The following is a 19,694-nucleotide window of genomic DNA, read 5'->3' on the forward strand; positions in this document are numbered from 1 at the left end:
CGCGGCCCGTGAGGCTGCTGCTGGACGGCGACGACGACCACGCGGTACACCGAGCCGCCTACCAGTGGGCCGATCCCGCCCGCGGCCGGATCACCGTCGACCCCACCCCGCACACCACCAGCCCGGCCTACCTCGCGCTGGACGTACTGCGCGCCATGGGCCGCGACGGGTTCTTGCGCCCCGAGGCCGAGCGGATGTCCACCGACCCGGCCTGGCGGGCGGTGACCTGCTGGACCCTGGCCACCGGCGTTGACGAGGTCATCGTGCTGCGCGCCCACCGCCTCACCACCGAGCGGCTGCGCCGCCTGGCCGTGTGGCGCGCGGACACCTGCATCCGCCTGACCCTCCTGGCCCACACCCCGGAGCTGGCCGACTTCCAGCGCCTGCTCGAACACCTCACAGCCGCCGGGCTGGTGGAGGTGGCGACCGTACGCGGCACGGCCGCAGTTCTCGAGGCGATCGGCCCGGCCGCCGCCGACCGCAGGTACGGCCCACCACCGCGTGATCACGCTCACCCGCTGCCCACGGTGCCGCGCAGCTCGGTGGCCGCGTTCCGCGCGGACTGCTGGCGCCTTCAGAACGCCACCGACTTCGCCCACACCGACGGCCAGTACCGCGCCGGCTACGCCGCCGCCCGCACCTGGCTGGCCCGCCTGCCAGCCCAGCCACCCCAGCTGGAGGCAACCGACCCCGCCGCCGGCCCGGCCGGGCCCACCCCCTTCAGCCTGCAAGAGACCGAGGCTCTGCGGCTGTTCCTGGCCCGCCTGACCGTCTCAAGCCCCAGCGTCCAGCACACCGTGGCCCGCGTGCGAGGCGCCCAGGCCGGCCTTCTTACCCGCTCGGTGCTGCTCAACGTGCCCGACGACCTCGCCAGCCGCGCGGGCCCCGGCATCACCACCGTGCCCCTCACCCCGCGCGTCGTGCACACGATCACCGTGCGCCTGCCCAACCCGCTGCGCGCCGCCGCTATCGCGGCCCTGCTGTTCACCGGCACCGACAAGTCGCTGCTGTCGATGACCCAGACAGCGAGCGTCGGCGATGCCGGCACCACCGTGGCCATCGACCGCGACACGCGGATCAACATCGGCGAACCTCCCGGGCCCCGGCACCTGTACGCGATCCCGCCCCGCGCCCGCCCCCTGCTGCACGCTGCCGTCGAATTCCGCCGCCGCACCCCGCGCACCGCTGATAACCACGGCCTGTTCGCGAACTGCTTCGGCACCACGCCACGCTTCGAAGCCCTCATCGCCGACGCCGGTCTCCCGATCCCCGCCCTGGCCAACCCCCATTCCGGGGACGACTGGCACACCGCCGCCCGCTGCTGGCACCTGCACACCACCACCTCGCCCGCCCCCGACGTCCTGCCGCGCCTTGGGGAGTTACGCCCGTGACCGACCAACTTCCGCCGCCTGGCGGCACGTCCTCGGTCGCGTTCGACCTGAAGTTCTGGCGGACACGCGCCGCGGAGTGCCGGCTCACCGACGAGGACCTGACCGCGCTGACCGGCATCCCCACCGCCGACTGGGACAGCCACCTCACCCCGCACACCCTCCCCGCCGCGGCCCTGTTCATCCTCGCCCGCGCCCTGAACACTTCCGCGGAATCCCTCCTGCGCCAGCCCGCACCGAACCGCCGTCCCGCCCCGAGGGCGGCCGACCACGCCACCGTGCTGCACGCCGCCCTGCTCGAAGCCGACCGCATCCACCCCGACGACCTGGCCGCCGCCCTGGAATGGACCCCGCACCGCCTGGGGCGCGCCGCCACCGCCCTGGCCGCACACCTCGAGCAGCCCAGCAGCCCCCACCGGCTCGTCCACACCGACACCACCATCCACCTGACCTGCGTGCCCGACCTGCTTGAACCCAAGCAGCGGCAGAACCTGCTGGGCTGCGGCCACACCGCCGCCTCCCTCGCCCCCGGCGAGGCCGCCGCACTGACCCGCCTGCTGCACCACACCGCCCGCGGCCTTGCCCCCGACCTGCCCGCCGACAAGATCCCGCGTCTGGCCAACCGGCGTCTGCTCGCCCTCTCCGGCGAACAGCCGGCTGCCCACCCGGACGTGTTGTTCGCCCTCGGTCTGGCCGCCCGCCCCCTCACGGACGCAGAGGCCGCCGCAGACGGCTGCGCGTCGGTGCCCGCCGCTGACCCGACACCACCATCCAGGCCGCGATGATGCCGATGCCTCGTACGACCACCGTGCCCGCCACCACCACCGGAGCGTGGAAGCCCACATGGTCACCCGGCCACACCCGCCCCGGCCTGTCCCCGCTCACCGTGGTGCACGACCCGAACGACGATTACGCCTTCATGGTCGCCGCGCTGGCCGCCCACACCCCCGCGCGGGGCCGCATCGCCGTCCACCCCACCCCGGTGGCGAGCGTTCCCGCCTCCCTGGCCCACGACCTGCTGCGCAGCATAGGCAAACATCTCCCGGTAACCGGGAGTGAGAACGAGGCATACTGGGTGGGCAACACCGAGACCGCCTGGCGCGCGGTCGCCGCCTGGATATCCGCGCTGCGCATCGGTCATGTCGTCGTCACCCGGGCCCATCGCATTAGCTCCCGGCACTTCGAGTACCTCTTCGCCCTGCGGGAGCTCACCAAAATCCGGCTGACCCTGCTGTGCCACGGTCCGTTGCCGCCCGCCCTGGCCACCGCGCTCGCCGCCCTCCCGCATGAAGCGGTGCACACCCTGGTCGCGGCCCGCCGCGCCGTGGCCGCTCCCGCGCCTGCTCCACCGCCGGTCGCCGGCCGGTTCGCGTGGTGGGAGGCAAACGGGCAGTTCCCGCCCGACGAGGGCGAGCCGTGCTTCCTGCTGCCGACGCGGCGCGCGCCCGGCCGCAGCCGCATCGAGGCAGCGGCCCGCCGCCTGGGCCGCGCGGTGCTCCCGCTGCCCGCCGCCGGCCGCTTCCCGCCCGAGCCCGATGAGCCGACCGCGCTCCTCGCGCACCGACTGCACGCGCGCATCGCCCATCCCGTCCACGCTGCGGCGCTGGCGGTGCGGGTTTTCGCCGCCCAGACGGACCTCCCGGCCCGTACGGGCCGCGGCCGGGAGATGCGGACACCGTCCTGGGCAGTGGACTTGCTCGAGGCAGCCTGCCACTTCGGGCAGCTGGAGGGGCGTGCGGATAACACTTCCACGCCCCACCTCAGGTCCTGGGACCACGCGGCTGTGACCGAAGCAGCCCACGCCTGCGGCCTGTACGAGCACCAGGCGCCGGGCCCGAAGCGGCACTTGGCCGCGCCCACCTCGCGTTCCGGGGGTCAGCCCCGTGCGTCCTGACGCGGGCGGCACACCAGCACCCGGCCGGGCAGCATGAGGCGTGCAGGAATCCAACCAACCGCGGGAAAACAGGAGTAGATGATGGCCGAGCCAGGGACAGAACTGTTCGAAGCGATCCGCCGTGACCACCAGGCCGGCGAGAGGCTGCCGAGGTCCCTGGCCGCCCGGCACGGTGTGTCCCGCCAGACGGTCATGGAGGCGATCTCGACCGTGCTGCCGCAGCCGCATTCCCTCCCGGCCGACGAGGAGCAGCTGGGCGAGGGCCGTCAGCTTCTGGGCGTGCTACTGGCCGAAGACCAGGCCAAGGCGCCTGCCGAACGCCGCTCGGCCTTCGAGCTGTATGAGGAGCTGAGCCTTCGCACCAGCAGGCTCCCCCTGTCCTACCGGTGGGTGTGGGAGTACATCACCCATCGCCGCTCCCAGGGCGCTTCCGACACCTCACCGGAACCACACGAGCGGGCCTGGGCGGGCAATGTCCCCTCCGACATGCCGAGCTTCGTCACCTACCTGATCACCAGTGCGGTGCGCGACCTGGCGGAGCTGAAGATCGAAGGGACGCTGCCGGCCACCGACGGTGTCGAGCTCGGCATGGTCTCCCTCAGCAGCGCCAGGGACCGGATCGACCAGGCTCTGCACGAGTTCGCGCTGGTCGGACTCAGGGCCGGCCTGTCCTACGCCCAGATGAGCGCCTTCACTGGCATCCCCGAAGACGACCTGGCAAAGCAGGTCGGGGACTACCACCGCCGCATGACGATCTGAGTCTCACCCCTCTCCGCCCGGTCGCCGGCCGCGACGAGCGGGCTGGAGACCGACGGGTATCGGGGCTCGCGGTGGTCGCATTCCGGCGACGGCGGTGAAAGCGTTACGGCCCTGCTGGGCGGTCGAAGGCCAGCCCCGCTGGACCGTCGTAGGTGCGGATGACCAGATGGCGGCCAGGGTGGGCGTCTTCCACATGCCGGCAGTGGGCCATCACTGCTCCCAGCGCACCACCACGGCCCGTGCCGAATCCCACTCTTGCAGGGTAGCGCTCCGCTGTCGGCGTCGTGGATCCGGTAGTGGATGTCCTCGTTCGCGCTCGTGGCGTCTGCCAGCGGTTCGCCGTTCCAAGTATCGATCACTGCTGGTTCCGTTCGTCGAGGCGGGTTGTTGTCGTCGGGCCCATAAGTTGACCGACTGGCTGCCGGTCAGTGCTGGAGGGTGAGGAAGACTCGTGCGCGTTCGTCGAGCTCGGCCGCGACCCGTACGCCGCGTCCCGGTAGGGGCGGAGGCTGGAGCGCAGGGAGCTGCGGACCGCCCGGCTGGCCGGGCGCGAGAGTGGCCTCGTCCTCGACCACGGCCCTGGCATGCGGCCGTCCCCAGCCCCCGGTGTCACTCCCGGTGCTGCGTCAGAGCCTCTCAGCCGACCAGGTCGGCCAGGGTGCGGCCGACGGTGGTGTTCGTCAGGGCGCCCAGGGCCGAGGGCGGGTTGTAGCCGGTGGCGCTCAGCCGTCCGACGGCGATGCCGGGATGCTCCCTGACCAGACGCACGACCTGGTCGTTGGTCTGGGCGACGATGATCGGTAGATCGCCGCCTTCGGTGAGCTCCTGAGCGGAGCGGACCACCAGGGTGGTCTTGCCGGCGCCCGGCGGGGAGTCGACGACCACGGCCCTGTGACGCCCGTCGGCCATGTTCGCAAGGATTGCCTCGGCGGCAGCGGCCGTTGCAGGGTCGGGCATGGCCGGTTCGGGGGTTGGGCTGGTGTCAGTCCTCATTGCCCACTCCTCTGCTGCGGCGTCCTCGGGTACGGCGGCATTGTGGACGTTGAGGTTGTCCCAAGGGCGAGGGCGTGGAAGTCGACGTTGGACGGTCCGCGTGTTGGGCTGCCCCCGGTTCTCCTTGCCGGTCCGGGGCAGGTCGGATGTTGCTGGCACCGGTGGGGGAGTCAGGTGGTGCTGAATTCCGCTACCGCCGCCGTGGCTCGCTGGTCTGCCTCTGCTTGCAGGGTCTCCCAGTCGGCGGCCGCCTGGCGTGTACCTACCGCCAGGATCGCGGCGCGTACGGCGGTGCGGACATCGCCGGGGCCCACCCGCAACCCGGCTTCCCTGAGACCCTGAATCTCCGACAGCGCCTGCGCGGCGGCCTCATCGAGGTCGAGGGCCGCCCTGGTAGAGGCGCCCGCAGCGTCCCGGCACACCACTATGACGTCGATGCGGTTTGGCTCCGCCGCTGCGGTCTTGGAGAGACTGGTCGCCACTTCGGCGATCAGGGCGCGGGTGGTGGTGACGGTGAAGCCCGCCTCCGACAGCGACCGCATCAGAGCGCACCAGCCCGTGGTCTGCGACTGGTGGAAGCTGAACAGGAGGCAGCCGCCGGGTTTGAGGACGCGGCGGCACTCACGCCAGACGCGGGCTGCGGTGGCTTGGAATCCATCAGGGGCGGCGTTCTGTACTTCCTGGACGGCACGGGTGCTGGGTACGTCCGGGTAGTCCTGGTAGGGGCGCATGGCGCTGAGCCATGCGTGGAAGAAGTCAGCCAGTTCCGAGTAGTGGACGTTGTCGACGTAGGGGGGGTCGGTGACGATGAGGTCCACGCTGTCGTCGGGAAGATCTGTCTGCGAGGCATCGCCGGTGGTGATGTAGGCCGTTGCGGGATCCAGTACGAACTGTTGCCACGTCGTGCTCAGGGGGCGGGCGACGGGCTGCGAGGACTGGTCGACGGAGAGGATCCGGTCGGCCTCAGCCTTGAAGTCCAGCGGACTGTTCTTGTACTGGGCCGCTTTGTGCAGCCGGGTGAGCACCCCGGAGAACCCGGCTGATCCCCCCTGGGCGCCCCAGGGGTCTCCTTCGACGCTGCACCGCTCCGGTCGCAGTACGTGGTTATGGAAGATCGAGCGGACTGGGCCGGTGCCCTCCCCCTTATAGGAGCAGAAGAGGTTGTGGTGTTCGACGGTTCTGCCGAACGATGCGATGAGCGCCTCGCGTTCCGCGGACGCCCCGGGGAGATCGCGCAGCGCCGCGCCGATCAGCCCGAGGCTGTATCGCTGGCGCTCGTTGAAGAACCGCTCCCAGGAGTCGTACCCCCAGCGGAGCGCCTGGACCGTGCTGACGCCTTCCTCCAGCGAGCCGGGGGGGCGTACGAGCTCATCGGGAGATGCGTTGGCGAGGGACTTCGCTGCTTTGTCGTACAGGTAGAGGTCGAAGTCGTCGATCGCCCTGTACTCGCGCTTGCCGTCGGCGCGTAGCACCAGCTTCGCGTACATGCGTCGTTCCGGGACTGCGCCGTTCAGCGCGGCAATGACAGGGGTGCGGTGTCCGAGGCGGCACGTCATGAACCTTCCGCGGGCGGCCCCTTGGAACGAGAAGGTCAGGCCGCAGGCGGGGCAGTGCCCCCTCTGGTCCTTGCTCAGGTCCGTGACGCAGATGCCCCGGCAGCCCGGGCATACGGCCTGTGCGCGGGGGAATCTGCGTGGGTACGCATGGCGGGCGAAGACCCGGGTGGTGAAGAGCTCCACGCCCTCGCCGCACTCCGGGCAGTGCGCGAGGGCCACCCAGAAGTAATGCAGGACCGGTTCATTGGAGACGGTACGGTGCAGATCCTGGACGGGGCGCGCGCACTTCCTGACGACCTGCCCGAAGAGGTTCGTGAGCACCTTGAGGTCCCATGGCTGCAGCGCCTGCCGCTGGGTGAGCGTCGCGACGGGGTTGATGTCGCGGCCGACGGCGGCGGCTCCGAGTTTGGCCGCCTCGACAAGGGTGGTACCCGATCCGGCGAAGGGGTCGTAGACGACGAGCCCCCGCAGCCTGTCCGAGGCGTCCGCGATGGAGTCGTCCGGCCCGGACACCGCAGCCAACAGTAAGTGGCGTGCGACGCTGCCCAGGCGCCTCGCCCACCACTTGTGCACGTAGGTCGCGGGCCGGTGCACCTCCTTGCGCCATGACTCGTGCTCGGCGATCCGGCTCCACTCCACGGGCGCCGGCCCGGCCTCGAGAAGTGAGACCGGAGGGAGGCCCGCTCCTGACTTTTCGTTCACGCGTACGCCCCCGGTGGTCCGAACCCGGATCCACCGCCCTCGGGTTGGGCAGGAGCAGGTGACGGCCTGTCAATGTGCGTTACTGTAACGGCATGTAGTGGGGGATACCAGGTGGGTGATGGCGGGCGTGACATATTTGGACTGTCTCGTCCCGCCTGACGCAGGTCCGGCTGACTTTTTCGAGCGCGTGCAGGCCCTTGGCATGACGGACCGGGGCCGCACCGTCGATCTCGGCCCGCTGGATCGTGCCACCCTGACCCTGTTGTTGCGCGCGTTGTCGAGTGATCAACGCAGCATCTACCTGGCCCTCCCGCGCGGGCGGCACGACCTGGCCGTGCTGATCGGGATCTACCTCCAGCTCATACGGCGCGGGGCAGAGCTGACCGGCGGATCACCCTGCCCGGTCCCTGTCGGGCCTGTGGTCGTCGTCGGACTGCGCACCAACGTAACCGTACGGCTGGCACAGCTCGCGATCGGCCGGCAGAACCTCTCTCGAGCCCTGCGCATGCAGAGAATTCGCGGTGACGGCCGGGTCGTCGACCTCCAGGGAAAGATCACGAGGGCCATCGACTCACCCTCGGGACTGTTCTACCTCAACACCGCACTCGGCAGGCCCTCGCTGGGCACTAGCGTCGGCACCGTCGTCATCGACCGCACCAGCATGGCCAACGACCATTCCTGGGAGCGCGCGCTTGCCTGGGCAAGCGAGCACGACGCCGCCCGTGTCGTAGCTGTGGGCGACCTTGGCACCCAGCCGGGCGGTAGCCGGGCCTGGACGCAATGGCCTTGGAGTCCCGCACTGCGCGCCGACGTGCGGCACACCCTCGGGCACCGCCCCGCATACGGCCCCCTGACCAGTAACGCCCTCCTCGCCCACCGACCGGCAGCCGCGCCGAGCGTGGCCGTATACCGCCACAAGCAGCTCGCCGAGCTCCTCCAGACGGTTGTGGCGGGTGTGGTCGCAGCACGGCGTGTGCGCGCGTCGGAGTCCTGGCCGCAGCCGGTCGCCGACGCCGTGCGTCTGCTCAACCTGCTGTGGTGCAGCTGGGGTTCGATCGGAAGGCAAGATACCTGGCAGGTACTGATGGGGCGCGGCAGCGGCGCACGGGCGCTGGCCCGGTCGGTGTCCCGAGGGACATTGGAGGGGCGGGGCGGGCCGTGGGGGCTGTTCCGCGAGACTCAATGGCCCGACCTCCGGCGCGGCGTGCTGGACCTGTATGAACTGCTGCACGACGACAACCCGCGCTGGGACCTGCTGCTTGCGCTGATCGATTGGGCACGGGCCGACCGGACAGGCACCCCCATTCTTGTCCGTACCCGCTCCCGCTCCGCCGCCGCCGCTGTCGCCGGGGAGCTGGCTGACGCACTCGGCGGTGATGCTGACTCCCTGCTGCTCGCCCCCCAGCCCGGGCCCGCCGCAGGCAGGGGAGCCGGTGCTCTGCACGTGATGCCCTATACGGAACGCCTGGCTTGGGACGCCTCGCCAAGGCTCGAGCTTCACCTCGGTGCCCCCTCGCCTTTACGCACCGGCGTGCTGTTCTCCGGTGCTGCCGATGAACACATCACCGTCGTAGAGCAGAGCGAGTACACCTGGCTGGAGCGTTCGGCCGACCGCGCGTTGAGCGGGTGGCACGAGCAGGTACGCCAGACGGCCGCAATGCTGAGACTGGGCGAGGTACCGGAGCCGACGACGCCCTCGCTGCCCGTCGCGTACGGCCCTGTCGACCTCTCCGGACCGTCCTCCGCACCAGAGGATTCGCCCCAGCCCGACAGCCGGCTCGCCCTCGACCTCTCAGCGCTCTTCGAGGACTACAACGCCCCGGCCCGAGCCATCGGCACCCCGGAGGGCCCCGGCCGCAGCGCCACGACGGCAGCGTACGGCCCGGTGTCGGCTACGGCCGTGGTCACCGAACCTGAAGGGGCGGTGCTCTGGCTGCGCAGCGACGAGCCGGTCGACGTCCTCATCGGCCAGCGCTACGCCAGGATGCCCGTGGCCGCGCTCACCCCCGGCAGCCGGCTGCTACGCGTACGCGGCGACGGTCAGTCCAGACTCCACGACCGGCTCGTCATGGTGATGCATGACAGCGCCGAGGTGACCGCCATGGACACGATGATCGGCTTCTTCCGCCAGGCCATCACTGCCGTGTACGAGCAGCGAGGGTCGTGGCCGGACGTGCTCACCGCCCTGAACAACCTCGGGAGCGAGGTCTCGTCATGGCAGGCGGTGAGTAAATGGGCCGATGGCAGCGTCATCGCCCCGGAGGATCCGCAAGACATCCACCGGGTTGCCCTGCTGGCCCGGGATACCCGCCTGACCGCAGGAGGCACGTGGCAGCGCCTGGCCCGCATGGCGGAGGAACTGCGCCGTCTGCATCGGATATTGGGCCACACCGCAGCGGCGGCGATGACCGAGGCTGCACGGGGCATGGAAGGCCCCGCGCTGCGCCAGCTGAAGACACTGTGCTCCGGGATCGACGTCTCGGAGATCCTCGAGGAATTCGACCTGGTCGTCGTCCGCCGCGTCGGCGGCCAGAAGAGCATGTCGGCGGCCGCCCTGGGCCGCGTACCAGGCCCCCGCGGCACAAGCAGCTCACCACAGGAGGCGCCGTGAACGATGCCCGCAACAACCCGTTAGCGCCGCACCCCGACAGCGCTGCCGACAACCAGCGGGAGACGGTGCTGATCGAACACCTGACGCAGGTCCTCGCCAACAGGCTCGCCGACCGCAGCGGTGCCCCACACACGCCCCCGTGGACACCACGCGACCACGTCGTCGTCGGAGTGCTGCCCGCCGTCGCGGTCCCGCCGCGGCACCTGCAAGCACCAGACGAGGCGCCGGCCGACCCGAACCGTCGGCCCGTCGAGTCCCTGCGCGGCACACAGGCGCCCCCGGTCCTGGCACTCGACTTCCGGGTGAGCACCGCCCCAGGCCGCAGGACCGCGCAACTCGCCGTCCACTGCCGATTCGCCCTGTACCTGGAGGACATCGCCAGCTACGCCGAACACATGGAGTACCTGCGCGGCGACGAAGGCTCCTCCGGTGCACAGGCCCGGCCGGGAGAGCTGCTGGGCGTCTGGCGCCGCCAGGACGTTCACGTGCCCGACCTGGTGATCGAAGTGCCGCTCGGGGAATGCGAACTCGATCCGCACGCGCTCGGCGAGGCCCAGCAGGTGCTGGACCGGGCGGTCCGCCGCGCGGTGGATGCGCACTTCACCCGCCCCGGGGCCCGTCGCCCGCTCACCGCTGGTCCGCAGGGCCGCCAGGGACGGCATAGGCGCAACGTGCTCCCTGCGGAGGCCATGGCCGACGAGGAGGCATTCCACAGCCATGTCGCGGCACTGATGGACCGCGACGCAGCCCCTTGCGCACCCCAGCTGGTGCTGTCCGCGCACGCCCAAGCCTTGGACGGCGGCGATCACCTCGTACGCGTGTCCCTGCACAACGAAAGCGACACGGCACAGAGCGACTGGCAGGACCTCTCCGTGTACGACTGCCGCTTCGCGGTCCTTCCCGGAGACGGCATCAGCATCGTGCCCCAGCGCTTCCACCTCGCCCCCCGCGACTACCGGCTGGAGGCGCTGGCGGAGGTGATCGGTCGCGGTACCGGCTGCGCAGCAGTTCCCCACGGCAGCGGTCTGCGGACCGAGACCCTGCCCGTCCATGTCCAACGCACCGTCGTGCCCCGCCAAGCCGGGGTGCGGCACCCGCGGTGGAGTGAGCTCGCCGACGAGCCGGCCCCGACCCTGGACTCCGTCGAGGTCGCGATGGCCCGCTACTCCCGTGAGTTCGCCGCCGTCTGCCGTGCCGCCCAGCAGCTGCCGCATCACAAGGCCATCGAAGCCGACCGCGCCCAGTTCGACGACGAGGCCAGGAGGTTCGGCCTTGGCCGCGAGTGCCTGGACCTGGACCCGGACCTCAAACTCGCCTTCCAGCTCGCCAACGAGGTCTTCGCCCGCGTCAACAAAAACCGCAAATACGACAGTTGGCGGCTCTTCCAGTTGGTCTACATCGTCTCTCACCTGCCGGCCCTCGCCGTGCGCGAGCACCCGCAGCGGGCGGACCTGCGCGCTGAACTCGACCACACCGACGTGCTGTGGTTCCCCGCGGGCGGAGGGAAGACCGAGGCATACCTGGGGCTGATCCTCACCGCCCTGTTCTACGACCGGCTGCGAGGCAAGCACGCAGGGGTCACCGCCTGGCTGCGCTTCCCGCTGCGCATGCTCAGCGTGCAGCAACTCGACCGCACCCTGCGCATGCTGATCGCGGCCGAGACGCTCCGCGCCGAACGCCAGATCGGAACCCCCCATGACGACCCGTTCGCGCTCGGCTACCTGGCCGGCGGGACGGGCAGCCCCAACGACCTCCACTGGGAGCGGGGCTGGTGGCGCGGCTGGGAGAACGAGGCCGCTGCCACCCGGGCGGGGACCTTCGCCGAAGACCATCTGCGCGACCGGCTCGTGATCACCTGCCCCTACTGCGAGCGCGACAGCGTACGGCTGCGCCTGGACACCGACGCGGTCCGCCTGCATCACGAGTGCACCGCCTGCCGGCGGATCCTGCCCCTGCACGTGAGCGACGTCGAGGTCTACCGCACACTGCCCGCGATCGTCATCTCCACCGTCGACAAGCTCACGGGACACAGCTGGTTCCCCGAATTCACCGCTTTCCAGCACGGGCCGAGGCACCGCTGCGCCGAGCATGGCTACTTCTCCTTCCCGCGTTTCGGAGTCTGCTCGGCCGGGCCGGACCATTGCACTGCGCCGAAGGGCGGCTACCCGGCGGCCCGCCCGATCAAGGACCCGGTACCGGCACTGACGGTGCAGGACGAGATGCACCTCCTCAAGGAGGAGCTCGGCGCGTTCAACGCGCACTACGAAGGCATGATCGCCGAACTCCAGTCAGGAGCAGGCAGTGGCCTGCCCAGCAAGGTACTGGGCGCCTCCGCCACCATCGAGCAGTATCAGGACCAGCTCCGCCAGCTCTACGGCCGCCGTCCCCGTGCCTTCCCCGCGCCGGGATGGACACTAGGCGAGAGCTTCTACACCACGACCCGGCCCGACTTCCGGCGCGTTCACATCGGAGTGCTTCCGCACAAGCGCCGAAAAGCCGACGTCGCCGCGATCGTGCAGGGCGAACTCCTCACCGAGATCGCCCGGCTCCAGGAAGAGCCCAAGGCCCTGCGCGAGCGCCTAGCCCTGCACGGGCTGCCCGACTCGGACCTCCCACGGCTCCTCTTCCCCTACGAGGTCTCCTTGGCCTATGTGAACAGCAAGCAGCACGGCACCCAGCTCGACGAGGAGCTCGGCCAGCTCTCCGACGACCTTCAGCACGCCGGACTCGACCGCCTCGAGCACGCGGTGCTCACCGGCGAAGTCCCTGTCCCTGAGCTCGCCGCAGCCATCGCCCGGGTCCAACGCGAGCACCTGGACATCCCGCGAGGAGAACGGCTGCGCGCCCTGGTCGGCACCAGCGTGCTCAGCCACGGGGTGGACCTCGAGCGCCTCAACCTCCTGGTCCTGGCCGGCATGCCGCCGACCGCCGCCGACTACATCCAGGTCACCGCCCGGGCCGGTCGGACCCACGCAGGCCTCGTCGTCACCGTCTACGACCCCGTGTCGCGCCGCGAGCGCTCCATGTTCTCCAATTTCCTGAGCTACCACCGCCTGCTCGACCGCATGGTCACCCCCGTGCCCGTCAACAAATACGCCTACTTCGCAGCCCGACGCACCCTGCCCGGCATCGTGCTGGCGCTGCTCCACGACGCCGCCCGTGACCCCGCACTGAAGCCACCACCGGAAGGCGCCGACTACTCCAAAGACTTCAAGCGCTGGTGGAGCGCCCAACGACCACTCCTCGACCCCTGGCTGGAACGACGCATCCCAGCCTGCTATCGCGAGCGCGTGGCGGGCGTCAATGGGCGCGGACTGGAGAACGACCTCGTTGAGCGCATTATCGAAACCTGGCGGCAGGAGGAACGGCCCAACCTCAACAAGGGGGCAGAGGAAAATCGCACCGCATACCTCTTCCTCCAACAGCCGCTCACCAGCTTCCGCGACATCGACAAAAGCACATCGTTCCAGTCGCTGACCAGCAGCCAGGACGCCTTCAAAGCACTCGCCACCAACACCGCCGACAGCAATAAGGGAGGCAAAGATGAACCGCAGCCGTAGCCAGGCCATGACCGCCTTCCTGCCCGGCGCCGTCTTCCGCCACGAACAGCGACTACGCGGCAGGGTCCAGGCAGTCGACGGAAACGTGGTCAAGAAGCTCAACGAAGACGTCATCTACGACGAGATCTCCCGCTACCTGGAGCGCTGGAGCGAAGACGCCAGAGCCGCCCTGCCCCTACCGCAGGGCCGACTCCGGCAGAACTTCGTCCTGGTCAGCCCCGACCTCGTTCGCTTCGAGGTATTCCCCCTCGTCCTCGAATGCGTCCGCCGCTCCTGCCGCCGCGTACGCACCTACGTGAAGCCCCAGCAACTGGCGGCCGACCCCCGGTGCCGCACCTGCGGCGCACAGCTGCGGCAACTTCCGTACTTCAACGCGCACAACTGCGGACGCATCCGTCCGATGTACGTGCCTAAGTGCCGTGTTCCCGCGCACGGTTACGACCACATCGTGTTCGAGAACACAGGAAGTTTCGTCACCGCCCTCTGGCGCTGCGTCGCCCCAGGCTGCGGCGGCGCGAAGCTCCAGGGCACCTCGCAGTCCCCCTGCGGTTGCGAATGGAAGGACGCAGCCGGCCGCGCCATGATGCGGGCAAGGACGTTCAACGACACCCGCTCCTATCAGGTCCATGCCCTCCAGCTCGTCAACATCGACAACTCCGAGTTCCGGCAGTACCAGCGCCACCCCCAGCGCGGCCGGATCGCGGCCGCCCACTACCTGAACCTGACCGACTCCCTGGCCCAAGGCCTCGGCGACGCCTCCCAGAACGTCACGGTAACGCGCCTGTCCCCGCAGGAATGGCAGCAGAAAGAACAGCAACTGCGCCAGATCCACATGGGGGAGGAGGCGATCGAGCAGCTCCGCAGAGTGATGGGCCCCGAGGAGAGTGGCCTGGCTGCTCTGCCCAGTACGGACGCCGCCAACGCGCGGTGGGAACTACTCGGTGCAGACCGCCCCTTCGTGGAACGCGCAGCCGTCTTCGACCCCGCCCAGATCCAGCGCATCACCCTCGACGACCAGTGTGCACGCTTCGCCGAGCTCCAGGACCGGCTGGCCCAGCAGACCACGGAACGCGCTCGCGAGCAGGCCCGCACCCTGGGGATCGCAGAGATCGCGGTCACCTGGGAGTTCCCCGTAGCCCGAGTCGCCTTCGGCTACACCAGAGAAGAGCACGAGCCCGAGCGGGGCGTCCTGACCGGCTTCCACAACAAGTACCACCACGACGGAAAGTACCCGGCCTACGTCGCAGCATCGGACACCGAAGCCCTCCTGGTCACCTTCTCCGCACGTTCCGTCCTGTCGTTCCTGAACGCCAAAGGACTTTCTGTCGGGGCGACCGAAGACGAATCAGCGGCCCGCCAGCGGCTACTGGAACTGTTCACGGACCAGGACGACCCGGAAGCCGCCCGCGCGGCAGCAACCGTACACACGATCATCCACACCCTCGGCCACCTTCTGCTTCGGTCCCTGGACGACGGCCAAGTAGGACTGGCCGAAAACACGCTCGCCGAATGGGTCGTCACGAAGGCGCTCACCGTCGCCATCTACGCCGACAACGTCCGTGAATTCACCCTCGGATCACTGTGGACCCTTCTCAGTAACCGCGTGCTCAGCTGGCTGGAAAGTACCGCAGACTCGGTGCTCAGCTGCGAGAACGACCCGCTGTGCCATCAGTCCTCACCACGCTGCTGCGAACGCTGCGTCTACCTCACCTTCGGCTGCCAGCTGTTCAACGACGACCTCGACCGGGGCCTCGCCGCAGAGTTCCTCCGCCACACCGCCGCCTCGAGCCACACATGACCGACGAACTGCGACCGCTGGTCCCGCTCGCCCAGCTACTAGAGCGCCTAGCGGGCAGCTACGCGGCAGCCGCCGAATGGACACGGCAGATCGCCAGAGCAGACACCCTCGACGCCCTCCGCGAGCACGGGGTCGCAGACGATCACGCTACCGCCGTACGCCAGCTCGCCGCCGAGTGCGGCCTACTGGACCCAGGCCAGCACACAGAGCTCGTCCCTGCCCGCCTCTCCCAACTCCAGGTGCTCCTGGACGTCCTGGACGGCCTTGACCCACCGCCCGCAGCACCACCATCCGAGCGCCCCCTGGTGTTCACGACCCCACGAGCCGCCGCCCACCTGGTAGCACCCCCCGTCCGACGCCTGGACCTGCTAGTCCAGGACGTCATCGCCGGAGCCAACAGCGAACTCCACATCGGCGGCCCCTTCTGGAACCGCACGGGCTGCGACCTACTGCGCGAGGTTCTGCTGCCCGCCGTCGCCGAGCGCCAGGTCGCCGTCCACTTCTACGCCCACGACCTAAGCAGCCGGGCCCAACCCCTCAACGATCTCGTCAAAGACTGCGCCGACTACGGAAGAACGTCCTTGTACTGGTGGACCGGCGCCAACCCCGGCATGATGCACGCCAAGTTCGTGGTCGCCGACCGTGCCACCGGCTACTTCGGCAGCGCGAACCTGTCCTCCCTCGGTCTTCAAGAGCACTTCGAGATCGGCATGGAACTGGGAAGCACACAAGCATCGTCACTGGTGGACTTATGCACCCGGCTGCGCCAAGAAGGCTTCTTCGCCCAGGTCACCAAGGGGCCGGGACGTGCACCGGACCCGCTCGTCCTCTTGGAGACCGCCGACGGGAAAAGGCGCTTCGGCCAGTTGCGATCCTGGCACACCACCAGGGACGGCCGCCGTGAAGCGGACGTCCTGTGCCGCCTCTCGGACGACGCTCTGCGGCCAGCCAGAGTCCGCGTCGATGAGAGCCGCATCCGGCTCCTTCCCGGCGTCGACTACGCAAACGTGCCGACAGCAGGCGGTGCCCGGGCAGACGACGGCCAAACCGAAGGCACCGGGTAGTGGCCACACGAGGCCCTACGCTCCCTCCATGCCCATGCCCATGCGCGAGGGCAGGCTCGGTCCCCGGGTACGGCCGGGCCCTACGGCCTGATGCCGACGCCCCCGCCCCGGCATCAGGCCGGTTCAGCCATCATCCGGTGCGCTGCCGATCCAGGCGACTGGCCCCTCCGGCGTAGCGCCCCAGGGCGGTGCCCGGTCCTCGTGCCCGGCGTCGCCCAGCACCGTGGTGAGCACCGCCTCGGCCTCCGCCCACACCCGCCGGCGCACATGCCAGGCGACCGCCGTGCGGATCCGCGCCCTCTCGATCTCGTCGCCGTTCATGCGGCCTTCGCCCACTCCAGCCCGAGGCCGGCCAGCCGCTCCAGCTGCTCACTGGTGAGCGTCGCTCGCCGGCTCTTCACGTTTGACAGCCACACTCCGAGCCGAACCGGCGTCCCATCCGGCAACTCCTCCGACCAGGACCGCGCCACTACCACCGTCCCCTCCCGGGCCGCGTACTGGGCGAGCGCGGCGATTCCCCGCTCGAACGCTCCGGCCCGCGCCCCACCCGACGCCCGCCGCGGCCGCGCCTTCGCCGCGACGGCGGCCGGCTTCTCGGGGGGCCGGACGCCGAGCTGGACCAGGCGCTCGCGCTGCCCCCCGGCCAGCTCCTCCCACCCCTCCTGCTGGGCGACCAGCCACGCGCCCACGTCGAGCCCGTTCACCATCGCCCCGGGCTCCACGTACCCGAGCACGCTCCCCGGGGCCACAAGGCCTTTCAGAGCGGCGTAGTGCCGCTGCCAGTCGACCGGCCAGTCCGGGTTCCAGTCCGGGTCGATCGCGGCCAGTGCCGCCGCACGCCGCGACGCCCGCGCCTCGTCCTTCCCGAGCCCGTTCCTCTTCCGCGCGTTGGCCAGCCACTGCCCCACCGGCCGGTCCATCATCATCGCCGTGACCGGCGCCGCGAGCGTCCCGTACGCCTCGAAGTAGGCCTTCGCCGCACCGAGGTTCTCCTCCCACGCCGCGTCCGCCGGGTCCCACACCACACCGAGCGTTTCCAGGTCCTCGGCGCGCTCGGGCAGCATGGTTCCGGCCCGCATCGCGCGGCGCTGATCGGACAGCCACCGCCCCAGCGGAAATCCTCCCTCGCCCCGCTCGTCGCCGCCCTCGACGTGGTTGTACGGCACGGCGAGATCGCCCTCCCGCTTCCGGTACGCGATCGCCGCCCGGTGTCCCGCCCGCCAGTTCGCGTGCTCCGGCTCGATCAGGTTGTACTCCACCATCCGCGCCACCAACACCGGGTCACGGTGCACACCGAACCGCAGCAGCAACCGCTGCTCCTCCTCGTCATCACCCTCCGGTGCCTCACCGAGCCACGACGACGCCGGTTTCGTCCGCTTCTGGTCCTCTGACGGAATAGCTAGCATTTCTACCGCACGTTCATCGTGCGCACGCAGCCCGGAAAGAACCTTCAGAAGAGGCCGATAAGAAGTCGAATACGGCATGTCTTCTGGCTTCTCGTCCGGGCCGAGGAATACTGGCACGATCAGTGTCGCCAACTTATTCTGACCGGGCTTCTGCCGAAGTGCCCGGCCGATGGCCTGGACGATATCCACCGCCGACCCCTTCGGGTCGATAAGAGCGACGGAATCCACACTCGGGCAGTCGACCCCCTCACCGAGAACCCGGCAATTCGACATCACCGCACGCCCGGCCCGCGCCCCGAACCGGTGCAGCTCCTCCGCCCGCATCTCCGGCTCGTGCTCACCCGACAGCCACCCCGACCACACCTCCTCCGGGTGCCGGTCCGGGTCGGCCGCGTGCAGCCTCCCCGCGACCCGACCCAGCCCCACGCTGAACGCCCGCGCCTCGATGGTCCGGTGGTGGAAGGTGATGCACCGCTGAAGTCCGTGTTCCGCCATCGTCTCCAGCAGCGCGGCCTGGAGCACGGCGAGCCGCTCACCCCGCACGTGCTCCTCGAACCGCTCCTCGCCGTACAGCCTCTCCAGCGTCAGCCGCTCGTCCCGCAGCTCGACGACCACGATTTGATATCGCGCCAGCAACCCCCGCGTGATCGCGTCCGAGAGGTCCAGCGCCCACAGAACAGGCCCGTAGATCTTCTCGTCCGACATTGAGCAGGCCATCTCCTGCGGCAGCCGGTCCACCGGCGCCCGGCGCCCCGCCTCCCCGCTCTCCGTCGGGAACTCCGGCCGCCAGCGGGGCCGGGGCCGCTCCATCCAGATCCGCGGCGTCGCCGTCAGATACAGCCGGCGCATCGCCGGAAGCTGCTCCTGGTCGTGGACGACCGCCCACGCCTTCCCCAACGACCCGCTGGTCCTGTGGGCCTCGTCCACACAGATCAGGTCCCACACGTCCATGGGAAGCCCGTACGCGCCCTCGTGAGCCTCGGTCAGCACCGGCAGGGACGAGTACGTCGCGAACACCGTCACCAGCCCGCTGCCGTAGTGCAGCGCCAACTGCGGGGCGTTCGTCGTCGACGGCACCCGAAGGTCGTACAGACGCGGGTCGTCGTTCATCGAGCACACCGCCACCATCGGCCCCGAACGCCCGAAAGCCCGCCACTCCCGCACCGTCTGCGCCAGCAATTCCAGCGTCGGAAGGAGAACCAGAACCCGCCCATGCGGAGAAATACGCTGCGCCGCACCGGCAGCAATGAACGTCTTTCCCGTACCACACGCCGCGTGCACCTGACCGCGCAACCCATTCCTCGGAATGTGCTGTCCAGGCCGGATTTCCATCCCGGAGACAATGGCGTCCACCGCTTCCGCCTGATGCGGGAAGAGCGTGATTCCGTCGGTCATGACGAGAGGTCTCCAGTTCCAGGGGATGGGGTAGCAGTTCACTCGTGATGCTACCCGGTGCATCACTTGATGCACCATGGTTCGGGTGAGGGTGCATCAGTTCGGCTGATTCTCGTTCCGTTCCTGCCAGTTGGCGTGCTATGCTGCAAGTCCCGTTCGGGGTGCTGGGGTTGATTCTGGCAGGGGGCGCGAGCCTCAAGTGGGCGGCTCTAGCCGGGTACTGGGGTTCAGTATCCTCAGTGGGTGCAGTAGTTCACTGAGGGGACGGCCGGCCCCGGGGGTGGTGCTCACCGGTTCGTGATCCTACCTGGCAGGCGGCATGACGCACAGTCACCCTCCTTGCTGCTGCCCGGCGTAGCCGGTGGGCGGGAGCGGAGCGGACGCCCTCCCCTGGAGCGCAGCGGAGGGGGCTCTGCATTGGAGCGCAGCGGAAATGCCAATTCCCGCGCGGAGCGCGGGAATTCAAAAGCGCGGAGCGCTTTAAAAGGCGCAACGCGTCTTTTCTCGAATTCGCGAAGCGAATTCATTCGCTGCCATGCGCGCAGCGCATGGATACCCGCTCCGCGGG

General features: G+C 69.7%; 13 protein-coding genes. 8 read left to right on the top strand and 5 right to left on the bottom strand.

The genetic code is table 11. From position 1 onward, the window contains the following. Window positions 1-8 precede the first annotated feature (8 nt). The 4 genes from AB0M39_RS14320 to AB0M39_RS14335 all read left to right on the top strand — a co-directional run bounded on the left by AB0M39_RS14320 (window position 9) and on the right by AB0M39_RS14335 (window position 4,041). A complete protein-coding gene (locus tag AB0M39_RS14320; RefSeq protein WP_365363863.1) occupies window positions 9-1,391 on the top strand; it encodes a hypothetical protein in 1,383 nt (460 codons plus the stop codon). After that, window positions 1,388-2,173 (top strand): hypothetical protein, encoded by a 786-nt coding sequence (locus AB0M39_RS14325; RefSeq protein ID WP_365363865.1) that lies wholly within the window; start codon window positions 1,388-1,390, stop codon window positions 2,171-2,173. Before AB0M39_RS14320 ends, AB0M39_RS14325 begins: the two co-directional genes overlap by 4 nt. A 5-nt stretch (window positions 2,174-2,178) precedes the next feature. After that, entirely contained in the window at window positions 2,179-3,282 is a 1,104-nt protein-coding gene (locus tag AB0M39_RS14330; RefSeq protein ID WP_365363867.1) for a hypothetical protein, read from the top strand. An 81-nt stretch (window positions 3,283-3,363) separates the two neighbouring features. After that, window positions 3,364-4,041 (top strand): hypothetical protein, encoded by a 678-nt coding sequence (locus AB0M39_RS14335; RefSeq protein ID WP_365363869.1) that lies wholly within the window; start codon window positions 3,364-3,366, stop codon window positions 4,039-4,041. Between the two features lie 425 nt (window positions 4,042-4,466). Here the strand turns inward: AB0M39_RS14335 and AB0M39_RS14340 are convergent, their stop codons facing one another. The 3 genes from AB0M39_RS14340 to AB0M39_RS14350 form a co-directional block, all read right to left on the bottom strand. Continuing rightward, window positions 4,467-4,616 carry a hypothetical protein gene (locus tag AB0M39_RS14340; RefSeq protein WP_365363871.1) on the bottom strand — a complete coding sequence of 50 codons (150 nt, stop codon included), beginning with the start codon at window positions 4,614-4,616 and terminating at the stop codon, window positions 4,467-4,469. Window positions 4,617-4,677: 61 nt separating this feature from the next. After that, window positions 4,678-4,950: a hypothetical protein gene (locus AB0M39_RS14345; protein WP_365363873.1), complete on the bottom strand. Its 273-nt coding sequence runs from the start codon at window positions 4,948-4,950 to the stop codon at window positions 4,678-4,680. 254 nt (window positions 4,951-5,204) lie between these two features. Then, window positions 5,205-7,292, bottom strand: a complete 2,088-nt coding sequence (locus tag AB0M39_RS14350; protein WP_365363875.1) for a DNA methyltransferase — start codon at window positions 7,290-7,292, stop codon at window positions 5,205-5,207. Window positions 7,293-7,494: 202 nt separating this feature from the next. Here AB0M39_RS14350 and AB0M39_RS14355 point away from each other — a divergent pair, with 202 nt between their 5' ends. The 4 genes from AB0M39_RS14355 to AB0M39_RS14370 are packed head-to-tail and all read left to right on the top strand — an operon-like array spanning window position 7,495 to window position 16,325. Then, complete coding sequence (locus AB0M39_RS14355; RefSeq protein ID WP_365363877.1) at window positions 7,495-9,903, top strand: hypothetical protein; 2,409 nt, start codon at window positions 7,495-7,497, stop codon at window positions 9,901-9,903. Then, window positions 9,900-13,463: a helicase-related protein gene (locus AB0M39_RS14360; RefSeq protein ID WP_365363879.1), complete on the top strand. Its 3,564-nt coding sequence runs from the start codon at window positions 9,900-9,902 to the stop codon at window positions 13,461-13,463. Before AB0M39_RS14355 ends, AB0M39_RS14360 begins: the two co-directional genes overlap by 4 nt. Beyond that, entirely contained in the window at window positions 13,447-15,261 is a 1,815-nt protein-coding gene (locus AB0M39_RS14365) for a hypothetical protein (protein WP_365363882.1), read from the top strand. Before AB0M39_RS14360 ends, AB0M39_RS14365 begins: the two co-directional genes overlap by 17 nt. Beyond that, window positions 15,258-16,325, top strand: a complete 1,068-nt coding sequence (locus tag AB0M39_RS14370) for a phospholipase D-like domain-containing protein (RefSeq protein ID WP_365363885.1) — start codon at window positions 15,258-15,260, stop codon at window positions 16,323-16,325. The genes AB0M39_RS14365 and AB0M39_RS14370 overlap by 4 nt, the downstream gene beginning before the upstream one ends. 123 nt (window positions 16,326-16,448) lie before the next feature. Here AB0M39_RS14370 and AB0M39_RS14375 read toward each other — a convergent pair whose 3' ends face one another. Then, complete coding sequence (locus AB0M39_RS14375; protein WP_365363889.1) at window positions 16,449-16,646, bottom strand: hypothetical protein; 198 nt, start codon at window positions 16,644-16,646, stop codon at window positions 16,449-16,451. Continuing rightward, on the bottom strand, window positions 16,643-19,126 hold the full coding sequence (locus tag AB0M39_RS14380; RefSeq protein ID WP_365363892.1) for a Helicase associated domain protein: 2,484 nt from the start codon (window positions 19,124-19,126) through the stop codon (window positions 16,643-16,645). Before AB0M39_RS14380 ends, AB0M39_RS14375 begins: the two co-directional genes overlap by 4 nt. Between the last annotated feature and the right edge of the window lie 568 nt (window positions 19,127-19,694).

This window comes from Streptomyces sp. NPDC051907 (assembly GCF_040681075.1).
GTDB lineage: Bacteria > Actinomycetota > Actinomycetes > Streptomycetales > Streptomycetaceae > Streptomyces.

Coding starts and splice junctions, on each gene's coding strand:
- AB0M39_RS14330 (WP_365363867.1), top strand. CDS start 2,179: ATGCCTCGTACGACCACCGTGCCCGCCACCACCACCGGAGCGTGGAAG.
- AB0M39_RS14335 (WP_365363869.1), top strand. CDS start 3,364: ATGGCCGAGCCAGGGACAGAACTGTTCGAAGCGATCCGCCGTGACCAC.
- AB0M39_RS14345 (WP_365363873.1), bottom strand. CDS start 4,950: ATGGCCGACGGGCGTCACAGGGCCGTGGTCGTCGACTCCCCGCCGGGC.
- AB0M39_RS14355 (WP_365363877.1), top strand. CDS start 7,495: ATGACGGACCGGGGCCGCACCGTCGATCTCGGCCCGCTGGATCGTGCC.
- AB0M39_RS14365 (WP_365363882.1), top strand. CDS start 13,447: ATGAACCGCAGCCGTAGCCAGGCCATGACCGCCTTCCTGCCCGGCGCC.
- AB0M39_RS14370 (WP_365363885.1), top strand. CDS start 15,258: ATGACCGACGAACTGCGACCGCTGGTCCCGCTCGCCCAGCTACTAGAG.
- AB0M39_RS14375 (WP_365363889.1), bottom strand. CDS start 16,646: ATGAACGGCGACGAGATCGAGAGGGCGCGGATCCGCACGGCGGTCGCC.
- AB0M39_RS14380 (WP_365363892.1), bottom strand. CDS start 19,126: ATGACCGACGGAATCACGCTCTTCCCGCATCAGGCGGAAGCGGTGGAC.